Source organism: Candidatus Nitrotoga arctica (assembly GCF_918378365.1).
GTDB lineage: Bacteria > Pseudomonadota > Gammaproteobacteria > Burkholderiales > Gallionellaceae > Nitrotoga > Nitrotoga arctica.
Genome location: NZ_OU912926.1, coordinates 1 through 17,650 on the forward strand (window position 1 = coordinate 1; position 17,650 = coordinate 17,650).

14 protein-coding genes are annotated in these 17,650 nt (G+C 47.1%); 13 read left to right on the forward strand and 1 reads right to left on the reverse strand.

The genetic code is table 11. From position 1 onward, the window contains the following. Positions 1-3 precede the first annotated feature (3 nt). From dnaA to gyrB, 3 genes are all read left to right on the forward strand, one after another. Positions 4-1,356: a chromosomal replication initiator protein DnaA gene (gene dnaA / locus MKZ32_RS00005; protein WP_239798060.1), complete on the forward strand. Its 1,353-nt coding sequence runs from the start codon at positions 4-6 to the stop codon at positions 1,354-1,356. Positions 1,357-1,553: 197 nt separating this feature from the next. Further along, a complete protein-coding gene (dnaN, locus tag MKZ32_RS00010; RefSeq protein ID WP_239795370.1) occupies positions 1,554-2,660 on the forward strand; it encodes a DNA polymerase III subunit beta in 1,107 nt (368 codons plus the stop codon). A 67-nt stretch (positions 2,661-2,727) separates the two neighbouring features. Next, positions 2,728-5,109, forward strand: coding sequence for a DNA topoisomerase (ATP-hydrolyzing) subunit B (gyrB, locus tag MKZ32_RS00015; protein ID WP_239795371.1), 2,382 nt, complete (start codon positions 2,728-2,730; stop codon positions 5,107-5,109). A 136-nt stretch (positions 5,110-5,245) separates the two neighbouring features. Here the strand turns inward: gyrB and MKZ32_RS00020 are convergent, their stop codons facing one another. Then, positions 5,246-5,674, reverse strand: a complete 429-nt coding sequence (locus MKZ32_RS00020) for a hypothetical protein (RefSeq protein ID WP_239795372.1) — start codon at positions 5,672-5,674, stop codon at positions 5,246-5,248. Between the two features lie 264 nt (positions 5,675-5,938). Between MKZ32_RS00020 and MKZ32_RS00025 the strand changes: the two genes are divergently transcribed. From MKZ32_RS00025 to MKZ32_RS00070, 10 genes are all read left to right on the forward strand, one after another. Beyond that, positions 5,939-6,511 carry a hypothetical protein gene (locus MKZ32_RS00025; RefSeq protein ID WP_239795373.1) on the forward strand — a complete coding sequence of 191 codons (573 nt, stop codon included), beginning with the start codon at positions 5,939-5,941 and terminating at the stop codon, positions 6,509-6,511. Positions 6,512-6,666: 155 nt separating this feature from the next. After that, positions 6,667-7,668 carry a YncE family protein gene (locus MKZ32_RS00030; RefSeq protein WP_239795374.1) on the forward strand — a complete coding sequence of 334 codons (1,002 nt, stop codon included), beginning with the start codon at positions 6,667-6,669 and terminating at the stop codon, positions 7,666-7,668. A 28-nt stretch (positions 7,669-7,696) separates the two neighbouring features. Continuing rightward, positions 7,697-9,010: a FecR family protein gene (locus tag MKZ32_RS00035; protein ID WP_239795375.1), complete on the forward strand. Its 1,314-nt coding sequence runs from the start codon at positions 7,697-7,699 to the stop codon at positions 9,008-9,010. Positions 9,011-9,012: 2 nt separating this feature from the next. Next, a complete protein-coding gene (locus MKZ32_RS00040) occupies positions 9,013-9,447 on the forward strand; it encodes a hypothetical protein (RefSeq protein ID WP_239795376.1) in 435 nt (144 codons plus the stop codon). 175 nt (positions 9,448-9,622) lie between these two features. Beyond that, positions 9,623-10,009, forward strand: a complete 387-nt coding sequence (locus MKZ32_RS00045) for a nuclear transport factor 2 family protein (protein WP_239795377.1) — start codon at positions 9,623-9,625, stop codon at positions 10,007-10,009. Positions 10,010-10,162: 153 nt separating this feature from the next. Further along, positions 10,163-10,618: a ferritin-like domain-containing protein gene (locus tag MKZ32_RS00050; protein WP_239795378.1), complete on the forward strand. Its 456-nt coding sequence runs from the start codon at positions 10,163-10,165 to the stop codon at positions 10,616-10,618. 43 nt (positions 10,619-10,661) lie between these two features. Further along, the gene (locus MKZ32_RS00055; protein ID WP_239795379.1) at positions 10,662-13,205 is read left to right on the forward strand and encodes a cytochrome c; all 2,544 of its coding nucleotides are present in this window, start codon (positions 10,662-10,664) and stop codon (positions 13,203-13,205) included. Between the two features lie 10 nt (positions 13,206-13,215). Further along, complete coding sequence (locus MKZ32_RS00060) at positions 13,216-14,061, forward strand: hypothetical protein (protein WP_239795380.1); 846 nt, start codon at positions 13,216-13,218, stop codon at positions 14,059-14,061. 23 nt (positions 14,062-14,084) lie between these two features. After that, positions 14,085-16,070, forward strand: coding sequence for a hypothetical protein (locus tag MKZ32_RS00065; RefSeq protein ID WP_239795381.1), 1,986 nt, complete (start codon positions 14,085-14,087; stop codon positions 16,068-16,070). Positions 16,071-16,090: 20 nt separating this feature from the next. Beyond that, entirely contained in the window at positions 16,091-17,578 is a 1,488-nt protein-coding gene (locus MKZ32_RS00070) for a c-type cytochrome (RefSeq protein ID WP_239795382.1), read from the forward strand. Positions 17,579-17,650: the final 72 nt, after the last annotated feature.

Sequence of the window (17,650 nt, forward strand, 5' to 3'; positions counted from 1 at the left end):
ATTATGCGAGACAACACATTATGGAATTCCTGTCTTCTTTTTTTTGAAGGTACGCTTACCTCACAACAATTTAATTCCTGGATTAAACCTCTGACTTTTGAAATTCACGGTAATAAAATTACCTTGACTGCACCTAACAGTTTTACGTTAAAACTTGTGCAGGGACGATTTTTACCAGAAATTTCCAAGCGAGCAGAATTATTTCTTTCATGCCCGCCAAGTTTCGAGTTACGCATAGGAGAAAGACCTCTCAATTTGCTTCCCTCAACATTACCAGTTGCTATAACTAATATTATCCCACCTATATCCCAACCCACACTTAATAAACACAAAAATCAAAATAAACTTAATCCTTTGTTATCTTTTGAAAACTTTGTTACTGGTAAAGCAAATCAATTGGCTCATGCAGCAGCAATACAAGTTGCTGAAACTCCCGGCACAACGTATAACCCATTATTTATTTACGGTGGGGTTGGATTAGGAAAAACTCATTTAATTCAGGCTATTGGAAATCATATAAAACTTGAAAATGCACAGGCAAAAATTTGCTATGTTCATGCTACAAATTATATTTCAGATGTTGTCCGCGCCTTTCAAACTAAAAAATTTGATGAATTTAAACAGTTTTACAACTCCTTAGATTTGCTATTAATTGATGATATTCAATTCATCGCGGATAAAACTGGAACCCAACAAGAATTTTTCTATACTCTTAATTCATTAATTGATGGACATAAACAAGTTGTAATCACTTGCGATACCTTTCCCAAAGAAATTTCTGGAATGACGCCCCGACTTACTTCTCGGTTCAGCTGGGGATTAACAGTCGCAGTTGAACCACCTGGTTTGGAAATGCGAGTAGCAATTTTGCTACAGAAAGCTGCTATTTCTAACAATCCGATAAGTGAAGATGTTGCTTTTTTTATTGCCAAACACATTCGTTCAAATATCCGTGAATTAGAAGGTGCACTTAAACGTATAGATGCTTATTCCAAATTTCACAAACGCATCATCTCTGTAGAACTTGCAAAAGAAGCTCTTAAAGATTTGCTTGCTTCTCAAAATAAGCAAATTTCCATAGAAAATATTCAAAAAACTGTAGCTGATTTTTACCGCATCAAGGTTGCTGATCTTCTTTCCAAGAAGCGTACGCGCTTAATTGCCAGACCTAGACAAATTGCGATGTGCTTAGCAAGGGAATTAACACAATTAAGCTTACCTGAAATTGGAGCTGCTTTTGGAGGACGTGATCATACAACGGTTATGTATGCATGTAAGACCATCGAAAGCTTACGCAATTTGAATTCCCCTCTTAATGCAGATTTCAATTTACTTAATCAAACATTAAGAAACTAATGTTTGATATTGTATTTATTTTGTGAATAACCATTCTAAAAAATAGTTTTTTAGAAACTATACACAAAATTTACAATGCCAAAAACAACATTTATCCACACCTTTTTATAAACTCTAATATGTTATAAACAAATAAAAATACAAAGTTATTCACTATATATAATATCTATTATTGTTATTGTTAAAGGTATATAAGAATGTTTATTGAAAAGATTGAAAAAAATAATTTACTAAATCCCCTTCAGAAAATCATTGGAATAGTAGAACGTAAACAACCTCTCCCAATTCTATCAAATGTATTAATTGAAAAAACCGGATCAAATATACGTTTTGTAGCAACGGATCTTGAAATTCAAATTTCAACACAATTTACCGATGCAAATCAAAGAAGTCCTGATACAGCAATTACTGTAGCTGCTAAAAAATTACAAGAAATTCTCAAAGTTTTACCTGAAGAAAGTAAAGTTACATTAGATATTCAAGAAACTCGTCTTTTAGTAAAAGTAAATAAAAGTAAATTTACTTTACAAACTTTACCTGCTCAAGACTTTCCAAAGGTTTCCGAACAATTAGAACAAGCTGTCAAAATTCAAATTGAACAAGGAAAGCTTAAAAAATTATTTGGTATGGTTCAATATGCCATGGCACAGCAAGATATTCGTTATTATTTAAATGGTGTTTTATTGGTTATTGAGGGCAATTTTTTAAAATTAATAGCAACAGATGGACATCGTCTTGCTTATATTATTACTAAGCTTGATCAAGAATATCCTAAACGTGAAATTATTCTGCCTAGAAAAACAGTTAATGAACTAATTAAACTTTTAACTGAGACAGAAGAAAAAATAACATTTGAATTAACTGAGAATCAAGTCCGTATGACTTTTTCAGATATTATTTTAATTTCTAAGGTAATCGATGGAAAATTTCCAGATTATGAGCGTGTTATCCCTAGTTATACTAATCAACTTACGTTGAATAGAATTGAAATATTACAGGCGTTACAACGCGCAGCAATTTTATCCAATGAAAAATTCAGAGGTGTACGTTTTGTACTGACAGAAAAAAATCTGCGTATTATAAGTAACAATAGCGAGCAAGAAGAAGCGCAGGAAGATATGGAAATAGACTATCAAGGAATTGCACTTGATGTTGGTTTTAATGTTAATTATTTAATGGATGGATTAAATAATGCTGCTACACAAACCATAACATTCTCATTTGGTGATGCAAATAGTAGTATTTTGATCACAATTCCAGGTAATGAAGAATTTAAGTACGTTGTTATGCCAATGCGTATTTAATAACGAATGAAGTATAAGTTAATTTATACACACTTAATGTTTCACGTGAAACAAATGAAAGAAAATAATGAATGAATATAATTCCACCAGTATCAAAGTTCTCAAGGGGCTGGAAGCAGTTAGAAAACGTCCAGGCATGTATATTGGTGATACTAATGATGGCAGTGGCTTGCACCACATGGTCTTTGAAGCAGTTGATAATGCTGTGGATGAAGCATTAGCGGGGCATTGCAACGAAATATCTGTGATTATTCATCCAGATAATTCAATTAGCGTGACGGATAATGGACGTGGTATTCCGACAGATATTCATGAAGAAGAAAATCGTTCCGCAGCAGAGGTAATAATGACGGTGTTACATGCCGGCGGTAAGTTTGACGGAAACTCTTATAAGGTTTCAGGTGGCTTACATGGAGTGGGAGTTTCAGTAGTGAATGCATTGTCCGAATGGCTACGATTGACAATCTACAGAGACAATAAAATCCATTTCATGGAATTCCATTTGGGAGAACCAGTTGCACCGCTTAAGGTAATAGGCGAGACAAAGAAACGCGGCACAGAAGTGCATTTTCTGCCTAGTAAGGAAGTGTTCGGACTAGTCGAATTTCATTTCGATATTTTGGCTAAACGTCTACGCGAACTGTCTTTCTTAAACAATGGCGTAAAGGTTTCGTTGATAGACAAACGGAATGGTAAAGAAGAACTTTTTGCATTCACAGGCGGAGTAAAAGGTTTTGTAGAATACATGAATAGAAATAAGAATGTACTTCATAAAAATATCTTTTATACGCTTGTTGAAAGAGAAGGAATAACAGCCGAAATTGCCATGCAATGGAATGACTCTTACCAGGAAACTGTGCAGTGTTTTACTAATAATATCCCGCAGCGTGATGGTGGTACACATTTGACAGCCATGCGTACAGCAATGACTCGTACATTGAATCAGTACATTGAATCTGAAGAAATTGCTAAAAAAGCCAAAGTTGAAACAACTGGTGATGATATGCGTGAAGGATTAACAGCGATACTTTCGGTAAAACTTCCTGATCCTAAATTTTCTTCGCAAACTAAGGATAAGTTAGTTTCTTCTGAAATTCGCCCCGTTGTCGAAGAGGTAGTTAGTCAACAATTAATGGCATTTCTGCTAGAAAATCCAAATGACGCAAAAGTAATTGTTGGGAAAATTGTAGAAGCTGCGCGTGCCAGAGAAGCTGCTCGTAAAGCTCGTGAATTGACTCGTCGTAAAGGGGTGTTGGATGGTATGGGGTTACCTGGTAAGTTAGCCGATTGCCAAGAAAAAGACCCGGCACAATCGGAGTTATATCTGGTTGAGGGTGATTCTGCCGGGGGCTCGGCAAAACAAGGACGCGACCGTAAGTTTCAAGCTATCTTGCCGCTTAAAGGTAAAATTTTAAATGTTGAAAGAGCGCGTTTTGAAAAAATTATTTCATCGCAGGAAATCGCCACGCTGATCACGGTTTTAGGCACGGGTATTGGTCGGGATGAGTACAACCCGGACAAATTGCGTTATCACCGGATCATCGTGATGACAGATGCTGATGTGGATGGCTCACATATACGTACCTTGTTATTAACGTTTTTCTACCGTCAAATGCCAGAGTTAGTTGAGCGCGGCCATGTTTATATTGCACAACCGCCACTATATAAAGTCAAACAAGGCAAGGAAGAGCGTTATTTAAAAGACGATCATGAAATGAAAACTTTTATGCTTCGTTCCGCCCTTGTTAATGCCGAGCTACATACTGATCAAGATTCACCAGCACTGAAAGTTGAAACACTCGAGCATCTGGCAAAGGAATATTTCCTTGCGGAAGCCATCATCGATCGCTTATCCCGGGTTATCGCAAAGGAAGCTTTGCATGCAATGCTCAAGCAGCCAGATATTCAATTGGATAGTGCAGAACAAGCAGAACAAAGTGCGATAAGCCTGCAACAAGTTTGTGGCCCGGAAATAATTGTGAAAGCTGAGATTAATTCATCCAATGATGAAAACCGTTTACGTTTGGAAAAACATTTGCATGGTAATTATTCCGTAAGCTACATTGAGCCGAGCTTTTTGCTAAGCGGTGATTACACCCAAATTAAACAAACGGCACTCGCTTTGAATGGACTGTTAGGCAAAGGCGCATACATCAAACGAGGAGAACAACGCAAACCTGTAGCCGATTTCAAGCAGACCATCGAATGGTTGCTGGAAGAGGCTAAACGTGGAGTTAGTATTCAGCGTTATAAAGGGTTGGGAGAAATGAATCCAGAGCAGTTGTGGGAAACTACTATGGATATAAAAAACCGGATCTTGTTGCGTGTGCAAATTGAAGACATGATTTCAGCGGACGAAACTTTTACAACTTTGATGGGCGATATAGTGGAGCCTCGCCGTGCCTTCATTGAACAGAATGCTCTGGGAGTTAAAAATCTTGATGTATAGAATGATACTGATAGCCAAGAGAATTTAAGTGTACAGCTATAAATTGCGACAAATTCCACCAAGTTTAAGTATTTTTTAATGCGAGAGTTTTTCTCTATGTAGTTAAGTTGGCGCGGCACCTCCACAAAGGTGACGTCTACCCTCTGGCCTGTATGAGCCACATAGCCATGGCGTCAGTTGTCGTGAAACTAGTCACAACACTGCAATCAGCTTCAAGTCTTTGAGTATTCCCGGACAGCCAGGCCGTCTCTTGGCGCCAGACACCCGGCCTTGCAGTTGCAGCCAAAAAAACGCATGGAGAGCCGGTCACGAAACTGGTATTCAATCCTTCGTAGGCCAGGTTGCACAGGTGCTGGAGAATTAGCATCTTGAACATGAGTACCGCATCGCGATGCGGTTTTGCTCCAGCGTTGTTCTTCCCTTCCTTGACATTCTCCCCTGTCAAATCAGAACGAAATGCATCCCTCTCTATTTGGCTATCAGTTATACCAAACCCCTCTATTTCTGTGAGCTTGATTGTGTGGGTCTCCGTGTCAAAAAAATCAGATTGATTACGGGCTACCATTGTGTTCGATGTTCATTGGATGGATGCTGCCATTCATCTCGAGAGTGTTTCACCATACAGAAAAGCTAAGGAGAAATGCGAGGATTGTTAAGATTTCCGTATCAAAAATAAGGAAATTGCCTATTCCATTTTCATTTCTTGCAGGTAGTATTTATTATGCTGATGCTCCCTAAACGAGGAACTGTCTCATCAGCACTTGATACTTACTATTTGATAAAACTGCGGGTAGTCACTGTTTCCCGCAACCAACCTAAGGAGACCTAAATGTTCCAACTAAACAAAATCGTAAGTGGCATGATGGTGATCGCAGCATCGTCTGTATTGACGATGAGTGCCTATGCCGTAGATGCAAAGGTGTCGGCTAGCGATAAAAAAGTGATCGAGAGTGCGATGTCCGCAGCGCCAGCCAAGGTTGCGAAGGATGCAACCATCGTGGCCATGGAGGCAGGCGGCAAAATGCGCACCCTGCGCCAGGGAACAAACGGTTTCACCTGTATGCCGGACAATCCGGCGACGCCCGGGCCCGACCCCATGTGCATGGATAAGAACGCCATGGAATGGGTCCATGCATGGATCGCACACACAAACCCCACCCCAGGGAAAGTCGGTTTTATGTACATGCTCTCCGGTGGAACGGACGCCAGCAATACCGACCCTTATGCGACTAAGCCTGATGCCAATAATCATTGGATCAAGACCGGACCTCACGTGATGATCGTCGGCGCCGACGCCAGCTTTTACGATACGTATCCGAAGAGCGCTGACCCCGACCCCTCGCTCCCCTTCGTAATGTTTGCAGACACGCCGTACCAGCACTTGATGGCGCCGGTTAAGTAAGTATCGATTCACGCAATTTAAGCTACAGAGAAAACAGGGGGCAGGCCATGGTTTTTTGTTACCTCCGACTCGAAGAAACCGTGGTCTGTCTTATGATGTTGCTACGGTAATTTGGGTTTTTTTATGTTCCGTTATTCTGGAAGTGCTACACCAACATGAAGCTTTTTTTAATGATAACCCGTGCTGCAATTTTAATACTCTCACTCAGTCTGCTTTCAAGCTGCGCCGAACTTGAAAATAAACTTTCAGGTAAAACACCTCCGCGTGTTTATGTTGCTAATGAGAGTTCTAACTCAGTTACCGTGATTGACGCGCTGACGTTCAAGGTGATTGCCACCGTCGACCCCAAAAATTTCTCGACCCATGATCTTGCGTTATCCCGTGATGGAACGCGCTTATACGCGACTAACCTTGCTTCAGGGCGGCTTTCTGTCATTGATACAAAAGCACTGGAAACGATTGCGTCAATTTACACCGGTAGCCGCTGCCATGTGGTTGCACTCACCAATGACAACCGGTTTGCCTGGGTTGCCAATATTGGCGATGACACGATCTCCATAGTGGATACGGAGGGCTACCGAATTGTGGGTACGCTAGCTGTCGGAAAAGGTCCTACCGGCCTGACGTTTTCTCGGGACGGCAGTTTCGCCTATGTGAGCAATCAAGGCGACAAAACCGTTGCAGTGGTTGACACCACCACCTATCAGCTAATCAAAACCATTCCAGTTGGATCCAACCCGCATTTTTTGACGCTGGGACCTGATGGGCGTATCTGGGGAGCCAATTCCGGGGGTAATGACATTTATGTGATCGACCCCGCCACTCAGACCAAAGTTGCAACCTTTGAGGTAGGCCCCAATCCACAGCAAATTGCTTTCGCTTACAAAGGCATGGTGGGCCCTAATGCATATGTCACCGTGAGTGGTGCGAATAATGTCGCCGTTGTAAACATCAATAACACCAGAATGCAGGTTGTTGAACGCATTCCGGTGGGTGATAAGCCCAATGGCATTCTGGCGAACACGGAAGGCACCCGTATTTATGTCGGGAATGAGGGTTCTAACAACTTGCATGTGATCGATACCGGTACCAATGCACTCCTCGCCACGGTACCCGTAGGCCTCAAACCCATCAGGGTGGTGATGTCGCGCAATTAGGCAGAGTATAAAAATAATGAAGAAACTAATGAATCATTCAGGCTACCTCGGCATGCCTCAAATAAACAGCCGGAACAAACAATATGTTGTTCTGCTTCTGTGGGCTCTGTGCGTATCTGGGTTTATTTTGTTTACACCTGTTACAGCCCGAGCTGAGAGTGCGGCTGTCGGCATTGCCAAGAACGCCAAGGGCTCACTGGTCGTAGTGAGAGTGGATGGAATAGAGGAGCGTTTGCGGGGAAAAGGTGCGCTGGCGCTTTTTGAAGGAGATGTATTGCGCACAGATGACAAGAGCGTCGCACTGATAGAACTGAAAAACGGTATTCAGGTAGGACTTAACCGGAACACCAGCTTCAAGATTGTTTCACGCTGGGAAAAAGAAAGCGGGATAACACGCATTCTCCGCCTGAAACAGGGCATGTTATGGGTCAAAATCAGTGGCGGGCCGCAGCAATTAGAAGTTGAAACGCCCGTGGCCATTGCCATAGTTAAAGGGACTGAATTCATCATTGAAGGCTTACAAAACGGCAACAGTGTTTTAACAGTCATAGAAGGTCTGGTGGAGTTTGGCACCGCTTTGGGTACGTGCCCTATCCGTACGTCTACGGTCAGTTATGCGGAACAAGGCAAGAAATGCACCAAACCAGTGATTACTGATGTCAAGACTGCCGCCAATTGGACGGCAGAGCTAAGCGGTACTGCAGCAGCATCAGTTCCAGATTCAGCTGTAACCTCGCTACCGGTATTCTGGCCGCCACCGGATGCTTCAACGCATCAAAAAATCCCGCGTGAACTCCTTGTGCCAAATAATACCCAGGCACAAACCTGGGCAAGCGTAGCCGCCAGGCTAGAAAAAGCACTGACTGATAACGGCTATTCCAGCCCTGGATATTATGCTGTTCCGGAAGGATTTGCGTTGATCAGCCAGCTTGAACGAATCAACCGAGATGCCACGCCCTCTCCACCCAATATACGCTGGAAAATAAAAGTTGATCCAGCCAGTATCAAGTCTTTCAATTTGGAATCTTACCTGAAGGCGTTGCTGGGTAAGGATGAAGGACTTTTTCGGGTTATTGCGTTCGTTTTTACCCCCGTTCCCATTATTACCAGCGGGGAAAAAATCGATATAGAAGAAGCAAAGCTTTGGGTCGGCAAAGGTGGTTCAAAGCTTCCCAAAGTCCTGTCGAAGCAAATTTATGATGAGGATATGGAAGCTACCGCTTTGATATATGAATTCGAAATCCCCAGCCGTAGAGAACCTGCCAGGCTGAATAAACCTTCCGAGCATAATGGCCAGCAACACTTGAAAGCAGCCAACATCTTGAAGGCGCTAGGGGGCTAACCATGCTTGTCTCCATTACAGCCGCAAGACAAAAACTAGCCATCGTATGGTTTAGTGGCGCCGGTTTAACTTTTATTGCTTTGCTCATTCTTGACACTTTCGGTAACCAGGGGCACGGCGCTGTGCTATGGGATTGGTTTCTCCCTGTTATTACGCCGAATCTCTCTCTTATCGTTGGCGTGATGTTCAATGATCTCAGACGTAAAGCTGCAAAAGGTGAGTCTGTGGATTCATTCATGTACCGCCTCGCGTTTTGGCTTTCCTTAGTCTATCTCTTGCTGTTGTTTATTACGCCATTGTTGTCACCTTTTACTGATGTGCCGCTAGTTACCTATCTCCAGAATTCGAAAATACCGCTATCTCTAGTGCAAGCCTTGGCTACCACTGCACTGGGTGCTTTTTATGTGCAACGAGAGTCCAAATTTGAACCCAAATAATGCAACCTCATGGGCAATGGGAATCCAGACACTCGGAAACAGGAGGGATGATGCCGTCATGGAATCGTTTGCTTGCTTGACATAGGTCGGCTAATGGGGGCCATCTAATTGTGGCTTTAGAAGCGCTATTACTAATGCAGGGCATTTTTAACAAGATCGAACAGGAGGAGTAAACATGGGAACAGCTACCACTATCGTGAAACAAGTTTACGAGGCATTTGGCCGCGGGGATGTACCGGCGATTCTGAATCTGATCGCTGACGAAGTCGATTGGGAGTTCGTTGGTTCGACGAATTTACCTTATGCCGGTCGGCGAAAAAATCCTAAAGAAGTGGCCGATTTTTTTGCGGCGGTGGCGCAGTCCGAAGATATACATGCCTTCGAGCCGCGCGAATTTATCGAGGCCAATGAGCATATCACCGTGCTGGGCTGGGAGGATACAACTGTGCGTGACACCAACAAAAAATTTGAGAGCGAATGGATTCATGTGTTCACAGTAAAAAACGGCAAAATTACCCGTTGGCGGGGGTTTCTCAACACAGCTGCGCATTACGGATTGTAGCAGGCGAAATCGGTGCAATAACTGAGGGCCGACTATGGTTTCTTCGGGTAAAAGGTGACAGAAAACCGTGGTTCCCGAAATTAATGGGATCAGACCTCCATGGCACTCGCAAACCGTTGGCACCAACTTAATTTCATAAAGGAGAAATTGATCATGGACAAAGACGCCGTACTGAAAATACTTAATCGCATCATGGAACTGGAACTGGCCGGTGTGGTGCGCTACACCCATTACGCGTTGATGGTGTACGGCTACAATCGCATCCCCATCGTTGACTGGCTGCAGAAACAAGCCGAGGAGGGGCTGGTTCACGCACGTCAGGCCGGTGAGCTGGTGACCTGGCTGGGTGGGCACCCGTCGCTAGGCATCGGCCCTCTGCTGGAAACTCACACCCATGATATCGGCGACATTATGCGCGAATCGCTGGCGCACGAAGTAGAGGCACTGCAGGCTTATTACGAATTGCTTGCTCTCGCTAAGGACAAGGATGTTCGGCTCGAAGAATATGCTCGCAACATGATCGCTCAAGAAACCGCGCATCAGGATGAGGTGAACAAGATGTTGCGCAAGCCGGGACAGACTGATGCATTCTCGGCCACAGGAAGGTAGCTGCGGGATTTATTAAAACAGTAAAGCAGGGAAGGGAAAGAACATGAAAACATCAATCTGGCTCGCCACCATGGCCGTTGCAGCCATTGCTGCACTAGCGTGGTTCACAAAGCAACCCGAGATAGCTCAGGCAGAGATCGCAACCCAGCCATCCGTCGCGCAAGCGCAAATGACCAGTCAACAAAACAGCGCCTATACCGATAATGAATTTCATTCTGGCGAAGTTGGCCTCAGTCCAAGTGCGCGTGCGGGACGTGAAATTTGGTTCAAGGCGACCGCGGGCAACGAGCGTTTTCATACGTACACTTTTCAGCAGCGCGTTGGCGTATTAATTGATTGGTTCCGGGTGCTGCGCGGTGACCAGCGTGAACAGCGTTTTCAAACATGGGGGCTAATTAATGATCCCGGCTGCTGCACCCCGGGCAGTCCGAATTGTCCAGCCAAAAGTCGGGAAGAAACCTATGGTTTTGATTGGTGCCCGGGTGATGAGACGCTACTGAAGTTTGTCGGTAAGTCTGGCTATCGTGACCCAGCCTGCGATTTCAAGGACGCACCCGCTGAATCTGCCGACCCCAAAGGACATCAGGATGGACGAGAAGATGCCTGTAACCTGGCCTTTGGTACTTCAACCGGCGCGTTAGGTTTTCGTAAATTTCCCAATCCAAAATTTGATCCGGTGGCGTGGAAAAAACTTAATGGCAGTCTGGGAACGTGGGAAGGCTATGATCGTAAAATCAGCAGTGACCCAAAACGTAATGATGCCAAGCTGAGCCGTCTTAGCGATGGTTCCATTGAACCGCCGTTCCGCATTGGCATGGCATGCGGCGCCTGCCACATTGCATTTAACCCGGCCAAGCCACCCACTGACTCTGCCCATCCAAAATGGGAAAATATTACTGGCCTGGTTGGCAATCAGTACATTCGCATTTCTGAAATCATCGTTTCGGGTATGCCCAGTGACACTCTGGAATGGCAAGTATTTGCTCACGCGCGTCCCGGCACATCCGATACTTCTGCTATCCCTACCGATCAGATCAACAACGCTGGCACTATCAATGCGCTTATCAATATTGCCCAGCGCCCGGTTCACGACAATACCCAAGTTCTCAGGTGGCGCAAGGCTGAGGTCTGCCCCAGCGGTGCGAAAGAACATGAGTGCTGGTGTGAGCCGAATAAGCCCGGCAAGTGCTGGCAACGCAGCCTCAAGACTGAGGCCGTGCACCATATACTCAAGGGCGGTGAAGACTCAACAGGTGCACTAGGTGCAATCCAACGCGTTTATTTCAACATTGGTTCGTGCGCAGAAAAGTGCTGGCTGAATCATCTAACTGATTTACGCCAGCTCGATCCTGCCGCGCGCAACTTTGGTCAGACGCCCTTCAGCATCGGCCAGTGCCGTCGCGAGTGCCCCAATTTCCGCGCCATAGAAGATCGTTTGCAAGACATCCTGGCCTTCTTCCTATCGCCTGAAAGCGCAGCGGCCGATTTGCAAGCTGCACGTGCAAACATGCACGCATCGAAGGTCGCGTATGGCAAAGATGATTTGACTGCTGATCTTGAACAAGAATTCGGCAAGGGCGCGGTCAGTCGTGGCCGCACTGTGTTCGCCGCCAATTGCGCGCGTTGCCATTCCAGCAGCAAAGCGCCGGCAGAGACGGTGGATTTTCACGCGCTTGATCCCAAGACCGGTTTGCGCGCCGACTGGCTTGGAAGTGACGCGCTTGCCCCGGTATCGGAAATTGGCACGGATCGTTGCCGTGCTCTGCACTCCAATCATATGCAAGGGCATGTATGGGAAGAGTTTGCGTCCGAGAACTATTATGCTCGTCCCGCCGACCCGAATATCCCCGAACAGAACGGTGGAGGACGTGGTTATTACCGCAATATTTCATTGCTCAATGTATGGGCACATGCTCCGTTCCTGCACAATAATTCGGTAGGGCCCGAGTTATGTGGGATCAGTACCGGATCATACGACTTTTACCGTAACAGCTATGTCGACGCTAGCAAGCCTGGCTACCCTATGCTGTCGCATGATAAAAGCCCTGTCTGCTGGAAATACGACCCCAGTGTGGATGGTCGCTTCAAGCTGTATGTCGCATCGATGAACGACCTGCTTAATCCGTCACAGCGCGCTCCCAAGGCGACCAAGCTCGATCGGGACATTGTGCTCGATGTTGGCCCACGAGTTTGGGACGGGTCTGAAGAAAAGCTCATCGGCTTCTCAGTACGCATTCCTGCAGGATCGACCGCGGGCAAAGTGGGTAATTTTCAGCACAAGGCCTTCATCGCCGATCTGATCGCGGCCAAGCTGCATCCCCAGCAACTCGAAAAAAACTATACAACACAATTCGGGGCAGCCAACGCACATCAGCTTGTGCTGGCCATGCAGGATACTGCCAATGCCATAGTGCAGGACCCGGGCAAACTGGTTGACGCAATCAAATCGGCCCGCGCGCGACTGCCGCTGTTGGGTGAGGTATATTCCTCATGCAATGCGGAAATCGAAAATGACGGCCATCGTTTTGGCGAGGATCTGTCACCCTCCGACAAAAAAGCACTGATCGCCTTTCTGGCAACGCTTTAAGGAGAACCATATGCGTACCCTTCCCCTGCTTATGATTGCTGTCGTTCTACCATTGTCTGGTTGTGATTATATTAAAAGTCGGTTTGGGGCTAAACCTGATATTTATTATGCGACTTACGGCGAGGGCTATGCCGCGAAGCCCGATCTGGCTCAGCTCGAATACGAGCACCCGCTGTCAGTTAAAGAACTCGTCAAGGTTACGCCCCAGTATCTCGACACCTTGTCACAGGAACAGCTCGACCAGCTCTATGCACGTCTGCCTGCCGGCCCTATCCCCGATGGTGCATTCGACGGCAGCATCGTCTTTCCCAAGGGCAGTAGCGGAAAATTACGTCTTGCTGAAATGCTTGGCGGCCTGAAAGGCTTGGCAGCACAGTTCAAGGGTAAAAAGCTGGAAATCGTTGGTGAGACCTTATGGAAGGGCAAGGTTTTTTACCGTGATGAAAAAGTGCTGCGCAACCGCATCGAGGATCTGACCATTCTTCGTCCCATCATTGGTGCTGGAGAGATTCCAAAAATCAGTGTCGATGGCCGGGATGCATGGCTGTTGTTCCCGGCTAAACTGTACTGCGGTCAAAGTCTGCTGGATTCCCGGCGCGAGTCCATCATCATCGACTATGCCTTTACTGACGAGCTCCCCGGCTATCGCGAGATGCCGGATTCTCTGGCTGGTCGCAACGGCCTCAAGGTGCGTGATGAGATCCGCATGATACGTCCCGGTCTGTATCTGGGTCGTGCTTATCTTGATCGCGCTTTCGGGCTGAATTTCATACTTGAAAATAAAACGCTAGCCAAAGCAGGTGAGGCCGATTTTCTTGCCGGTAAAATCGTCCAGGAGTGCTGGTCTGGCACATAGCTGGAGTATCACGGAAGTCTTACATGAACCGGATAACAGGAGGCATCATGGCGTTGCTGTGCTGTTTAAGCATGGGTGCCGTTGCGGATGACGGTGACCTGCCTCCGACAGGTCGCTCTCGTTTTGATTTTTTGATGGGTAATGCGCCTGTGCCATATCCTTTCCCGCGCCTTATAGCGCGCATCCGATCGCAACTCGAAGCATCCGGGGACGGCTTATCACCCCTAAAAATCACGCTGATTCCTCTGGGACGTTCGCTACGACGTTCCGTCGCCGCACCCGATTTTTTCCATTTTCCAAGTGTAGTCGCAGCGGTGGATGGCAATTCCCAAGAAGGTTATACGCCGTTAAAGGACCAGTTGTTTTTAGGCTATAACGAGCGCGCCGAATCAGTCGAAATTATTAGCTATAACGAGCAGGCCGGGCGTTTTGAATTTCAGGTCGTACGTGATTACCGATCTGGCGCGCAGCCGAAAACCTACTATGCGAGCCGCGCACTATGTCTTGCCTGCCACCAGAATAATGCGCCAATTTTCTCACGTCCATTGTGGGACGAAACGCCTGCCAACCCTGCCATCGCCGCGCGCCTTAAAGCCACGGGACGCGATTTTTATGGCATCCCGCTTTCTGGAACTGATATTTCCAGCGCTATTGATGCTGCGGCAGAGCGTGCCAATCTGTTCCAAGTATGGCTGCAGATATGGCGCGAAGCATGCAGCAATGTTTGTCGCGCACAGTGGCTCGATGCCGCACTTGCTTATGCCATGTCCGGAAATTTGCCGGAAGTCGATGAATTGAAATTCACTGATCTGGAAGTGCGCTGGATAAAAACATGGCCGCAGGGTCTCAGCATTCCTGGTTCCAGCATTCCCAATCGCGATCCGTTCGCGAATATCGTTGAACCCCACATCAAATCACCTGCCATGCTGTCTCATCCCGTGGCGGAGCTGGCACAGCTGGCGTACATTCCCGCCCAATTGGAACCGCTTAATCCACGTCCGATATTACAACGCTGGACTACTCCAGATAAAACTCGATTAGTAGCCGGACTGGCTGGATTGCTAAATAAAGCTGACGTGCAAGCATTTGATCGCGCACTGGTAACACATACCAAGGCGCAGTCGCGCACACTCACGCTGCCATGTCATTTCACACGCAAACCGAGACGTGTAGTGTTCAACTGCACTACCTCAGATCTGCATTTGTCGGGGGTAATTCAAAATGTCGGAAGTACGCTCAGCGGACAGATTGACCGACTGCAAGTGGGCCATGCGAAGACTGCACTTGACTTGACCCTCTCTGGCCGGATGACTAAAGCGGGACAGATTGAACTAATACCCAAGCGCGGAGCGAGTGAGGTTCGTTTGTCCGACGGGCGTCGCTGGTCACGGCTGCAACTCAACACCTTGCGCGCCGATCAAGGCTTTGCAACCCTCACACTGATCGATGATTACGCGGCTGTGCGCTCTGCGTCGCCCCGCTTGCCGTTGATGACGGCAAGTGTTTTTGACGGTAGTCGCGCACTGGCTGAGTTGCAAGCTGAATTAGGCATGGATAAGCGCGAAGCTTTGGCGCGCGAAATTTTAGCAAACAAACTGCCGCCCGCAAAATTGGAAATCGTAGCGCCGCGCAAACTCTCCGGCAGCGCGGCACGCTTTTTACAATACTGCGGACAATGTCATGACAGCACAACTAATTTTCCGCCTAATTTTTTGCACGGCGATGACGCTACCGTCAACACTCGTCTTGATCATTGCGCCGAACGCATTTTTTATCGCCTAAGCATGTGGCACGTGGCCGAGGCGAAGCGCGGTAAAACCGCCATGCCGCCGATCTCAGCGCTTGCCGCATATGGCTTCGATGCAGCAAGCTGGACGAACTCCGCGCCATTGGCTGATTTACTAGACGCTGCACGCCAACGTATTGTCACTCACGGTGGCCAGCCTGATGCCGTACTTACGCGGCCTTTCGAACAACTGCGCAGTTGCCTCCCCTCCTCCACTCCATGATCTGAAAGGAAGATTCCCTTATGAAAATCTCCTCCTGCATAGTCTGCCGTATCGGGTTATGGTCGGGCATCATTCTGGTCGTACTTTTGCTGCTGCTCACCGGGCTGCGTTTTTGCCGCGATGAACCCGTCGTGTATGCAGACCCGGTCGAGCATTTTAAATACGGTTCTACGGGTGGCGACCGCGTGATGGGTTTTCCCAAACGGGTATTCCGGGCATTGCCAGAAATCTGCGGCCAATATCTTCCCGGTAAGGGGTATGCGTCACTGGGCATGATTTTTGAGCCTGGCCACGATCTTCCGGTCGGCATGAGTCAACGCAGGCATATGGGTATCGACCGCACTTTTCTCAACTGTGCGGTGTGCCATACCTCAACTGTACGTGTGAAAGCGGATGCCAAGCCCATGCTGGTGGTTGGCATGGGCGCCAACACTTTTAATCTGATGGCCTTCGAGAAATTCATCAATAGCTGTATGCGTGACGTGAAATTCAGTGCTGAATATCTGGTACCAGTCATTCAGGCTCAAGCTATCCAAGAACAGGGCGTCGAGCTGTCGCTGCTGGATCGCTATGTGGTTTACCCTGTTGCCATTACGTTGATGCGCGACCGCGTCACCTCCCTCATGCATCGTATGCGCTTCATTGACGCACAGCCGGATTGGGGGCCGGGCCGGGTTGATACCTTCAATTCCGCCAAGGCCCTGTTCAATTTTTCCATTGAACAATTGCCGCATGAGGAGCTGCTGGGTACGGCCGATTTTCCAACTATCTGGAATCAGGGCAAGAAAACCAGCATGCAGTTGCATTGGGATGGCAACAACAATTACGTAGAAGAGCGCAATCTTAACGCTGCCTTCGGCACTGGAGCCACGCCGCCCAGTCTGGACCACGCCGCCATGACGCGTATCCAGGTATGGAATGCCAGCGCCACGGCGCCTGCCTTTGGAAAATCTTTCCCCATCGATCCGGTCAAAGTCCAGCACGGCGCAACGATTTACAAGGAATATTGCGCTGCCTGCCACGGCGCAAGCGGCACCGATTTTTCCGGGGCGTATGTCGGTAAAGTCACACCTCTGAAAGAGATAGGCACCGATCCCAACCGGCTTAATTCCTTTACCCCTATGCTCGCCGAAAATCTAGGCACGCCGTATGCCGGAACGGCTTATAGATTTACGCACTTCCGCAAAACCTGGGGTTATGCCAATGCCCCGCTGGACGGTCTGTGGTTGCGCGCGCCGTATTTACACAATGGCTCCGTACCAACATTGTGGGATCTGCTGCAACCGGTGAATCAGCGTCCAGCACACTTTTATCGCGGTAATGATCTTTATGATCCAGTGAAATTAGGATTCGTCGCGGACGTGGCGAAGGATGGCGATAAATCCTACTTTGCTTACGACACAGACAAGCCCGGCAACAGCAAGGCGGGTCATACAGGCAAGGCTTACGGAACTGAACTGCCTGATGAAGATAAATGGGCGCTGATTGAATACCTTAAAACATTCTGACTTAATTGAGTACTCCAAAACACATGACAGAATTTCCATTTAAGGTGGTTTCCCTCATCCCCACCTTCTCCC

Bases quoted from the DNA above. Each gene is read 5' to 3' on its own strand.
- dnaA (WP_239798060.1), top strand. From the start codon at position 4: ATGCGAGACAACACATTATGGAATTCCTGTCTTCTTTTTTTTGAAGGT.
- dnaN (WP_239795370.1), top strand. From the start codon at position 1,554: ATGTTTATTGAAAAGATTGAAAAAAATAATTTACTAAATCCCCTTCAG.
- gyrB (WP_239795371.1), top strand. From the start codon at position 2,728: ATGAATGAATATAATTCCACCAGTATCAAAGTTCTCAAGGGGCTGGAA.
- MKZ32_RS00020 (WP_239795372.1), bottom strand. From the start codon at position 5,674: ATGGTAGCCCGTAATCAATCTGATTTTTTTGACACGGAGACCCACACA.
- MKZ32_RS00025 (WP_239795373.1), top strand. From the start codon at position 5,939: ATGTTCCAACTAAACAAAATCGTAAGTGGCATGATGGTGATCGCAGCA.
- MKZ32_RS00030 (WP_239795374.1), top strand. From the start codon at position 6,667: ATGAAGCTTTTTTTAATGATAACCCGTGCTGCAATTTTAATACTCTCA.
- MKZ32_RS00035 (WP_239795375.1), top strand. From the start codon at position 7,697: ATGAATCATTCAGGCTACCTCGGCATGCCTCAAATAAACAGCCGGAAC.
- MKZ32_RS00040 (WP_239795376.1), top strand. From the start codon at position 9,013: ATGCTTGTCTCCATTACAGCCGCAAGACAAAAACTAGCCATCGTATGG.
- MKZ32_RS00045 (WP_239795377.1), top strand. From the start codon at position 9,623: ATGGGAACAGCTACCACTATCGTGAAACAAGTTTACGAGGCATTTGGC.
- MKZ32_RS00050 (WP_239795378.1), top strand. From the start codon at position 10,163: ATGGACAAAGACGCCGTACTGAAAATACTTAATCGCATCATGGAACTG.
- MKZ32_RS00055 (WP_239795379.1), top strand. From the start codon at position 10,662: ATGAAAACATCAATCTGGCTCGCCACCATGGCCGTTGCAGCCATTGCT.
- MKZ32_RS00060 (WP_239795380.1), top strand. From the start codon at position 13,216: ATGCGTACCCTTCCCCTGCTTATGATTGCTGTCGTTCTACCATTGTCT.
- MKZ32_RS00065 (WP_239795381.1), top strand. From the start codon at position 14,085: ATGAACCGGATAACAGGAGGCATCATGGCGTTGCTGTGCTGTTTAAGC.
- MKZ32_RS00070 (WP_239795382.1), top strand. From the start codon at position 16,091: ATGAAAATCTCCTCCTGCATAGTCTGCCGTATCGGGTTATGGTCGGGC.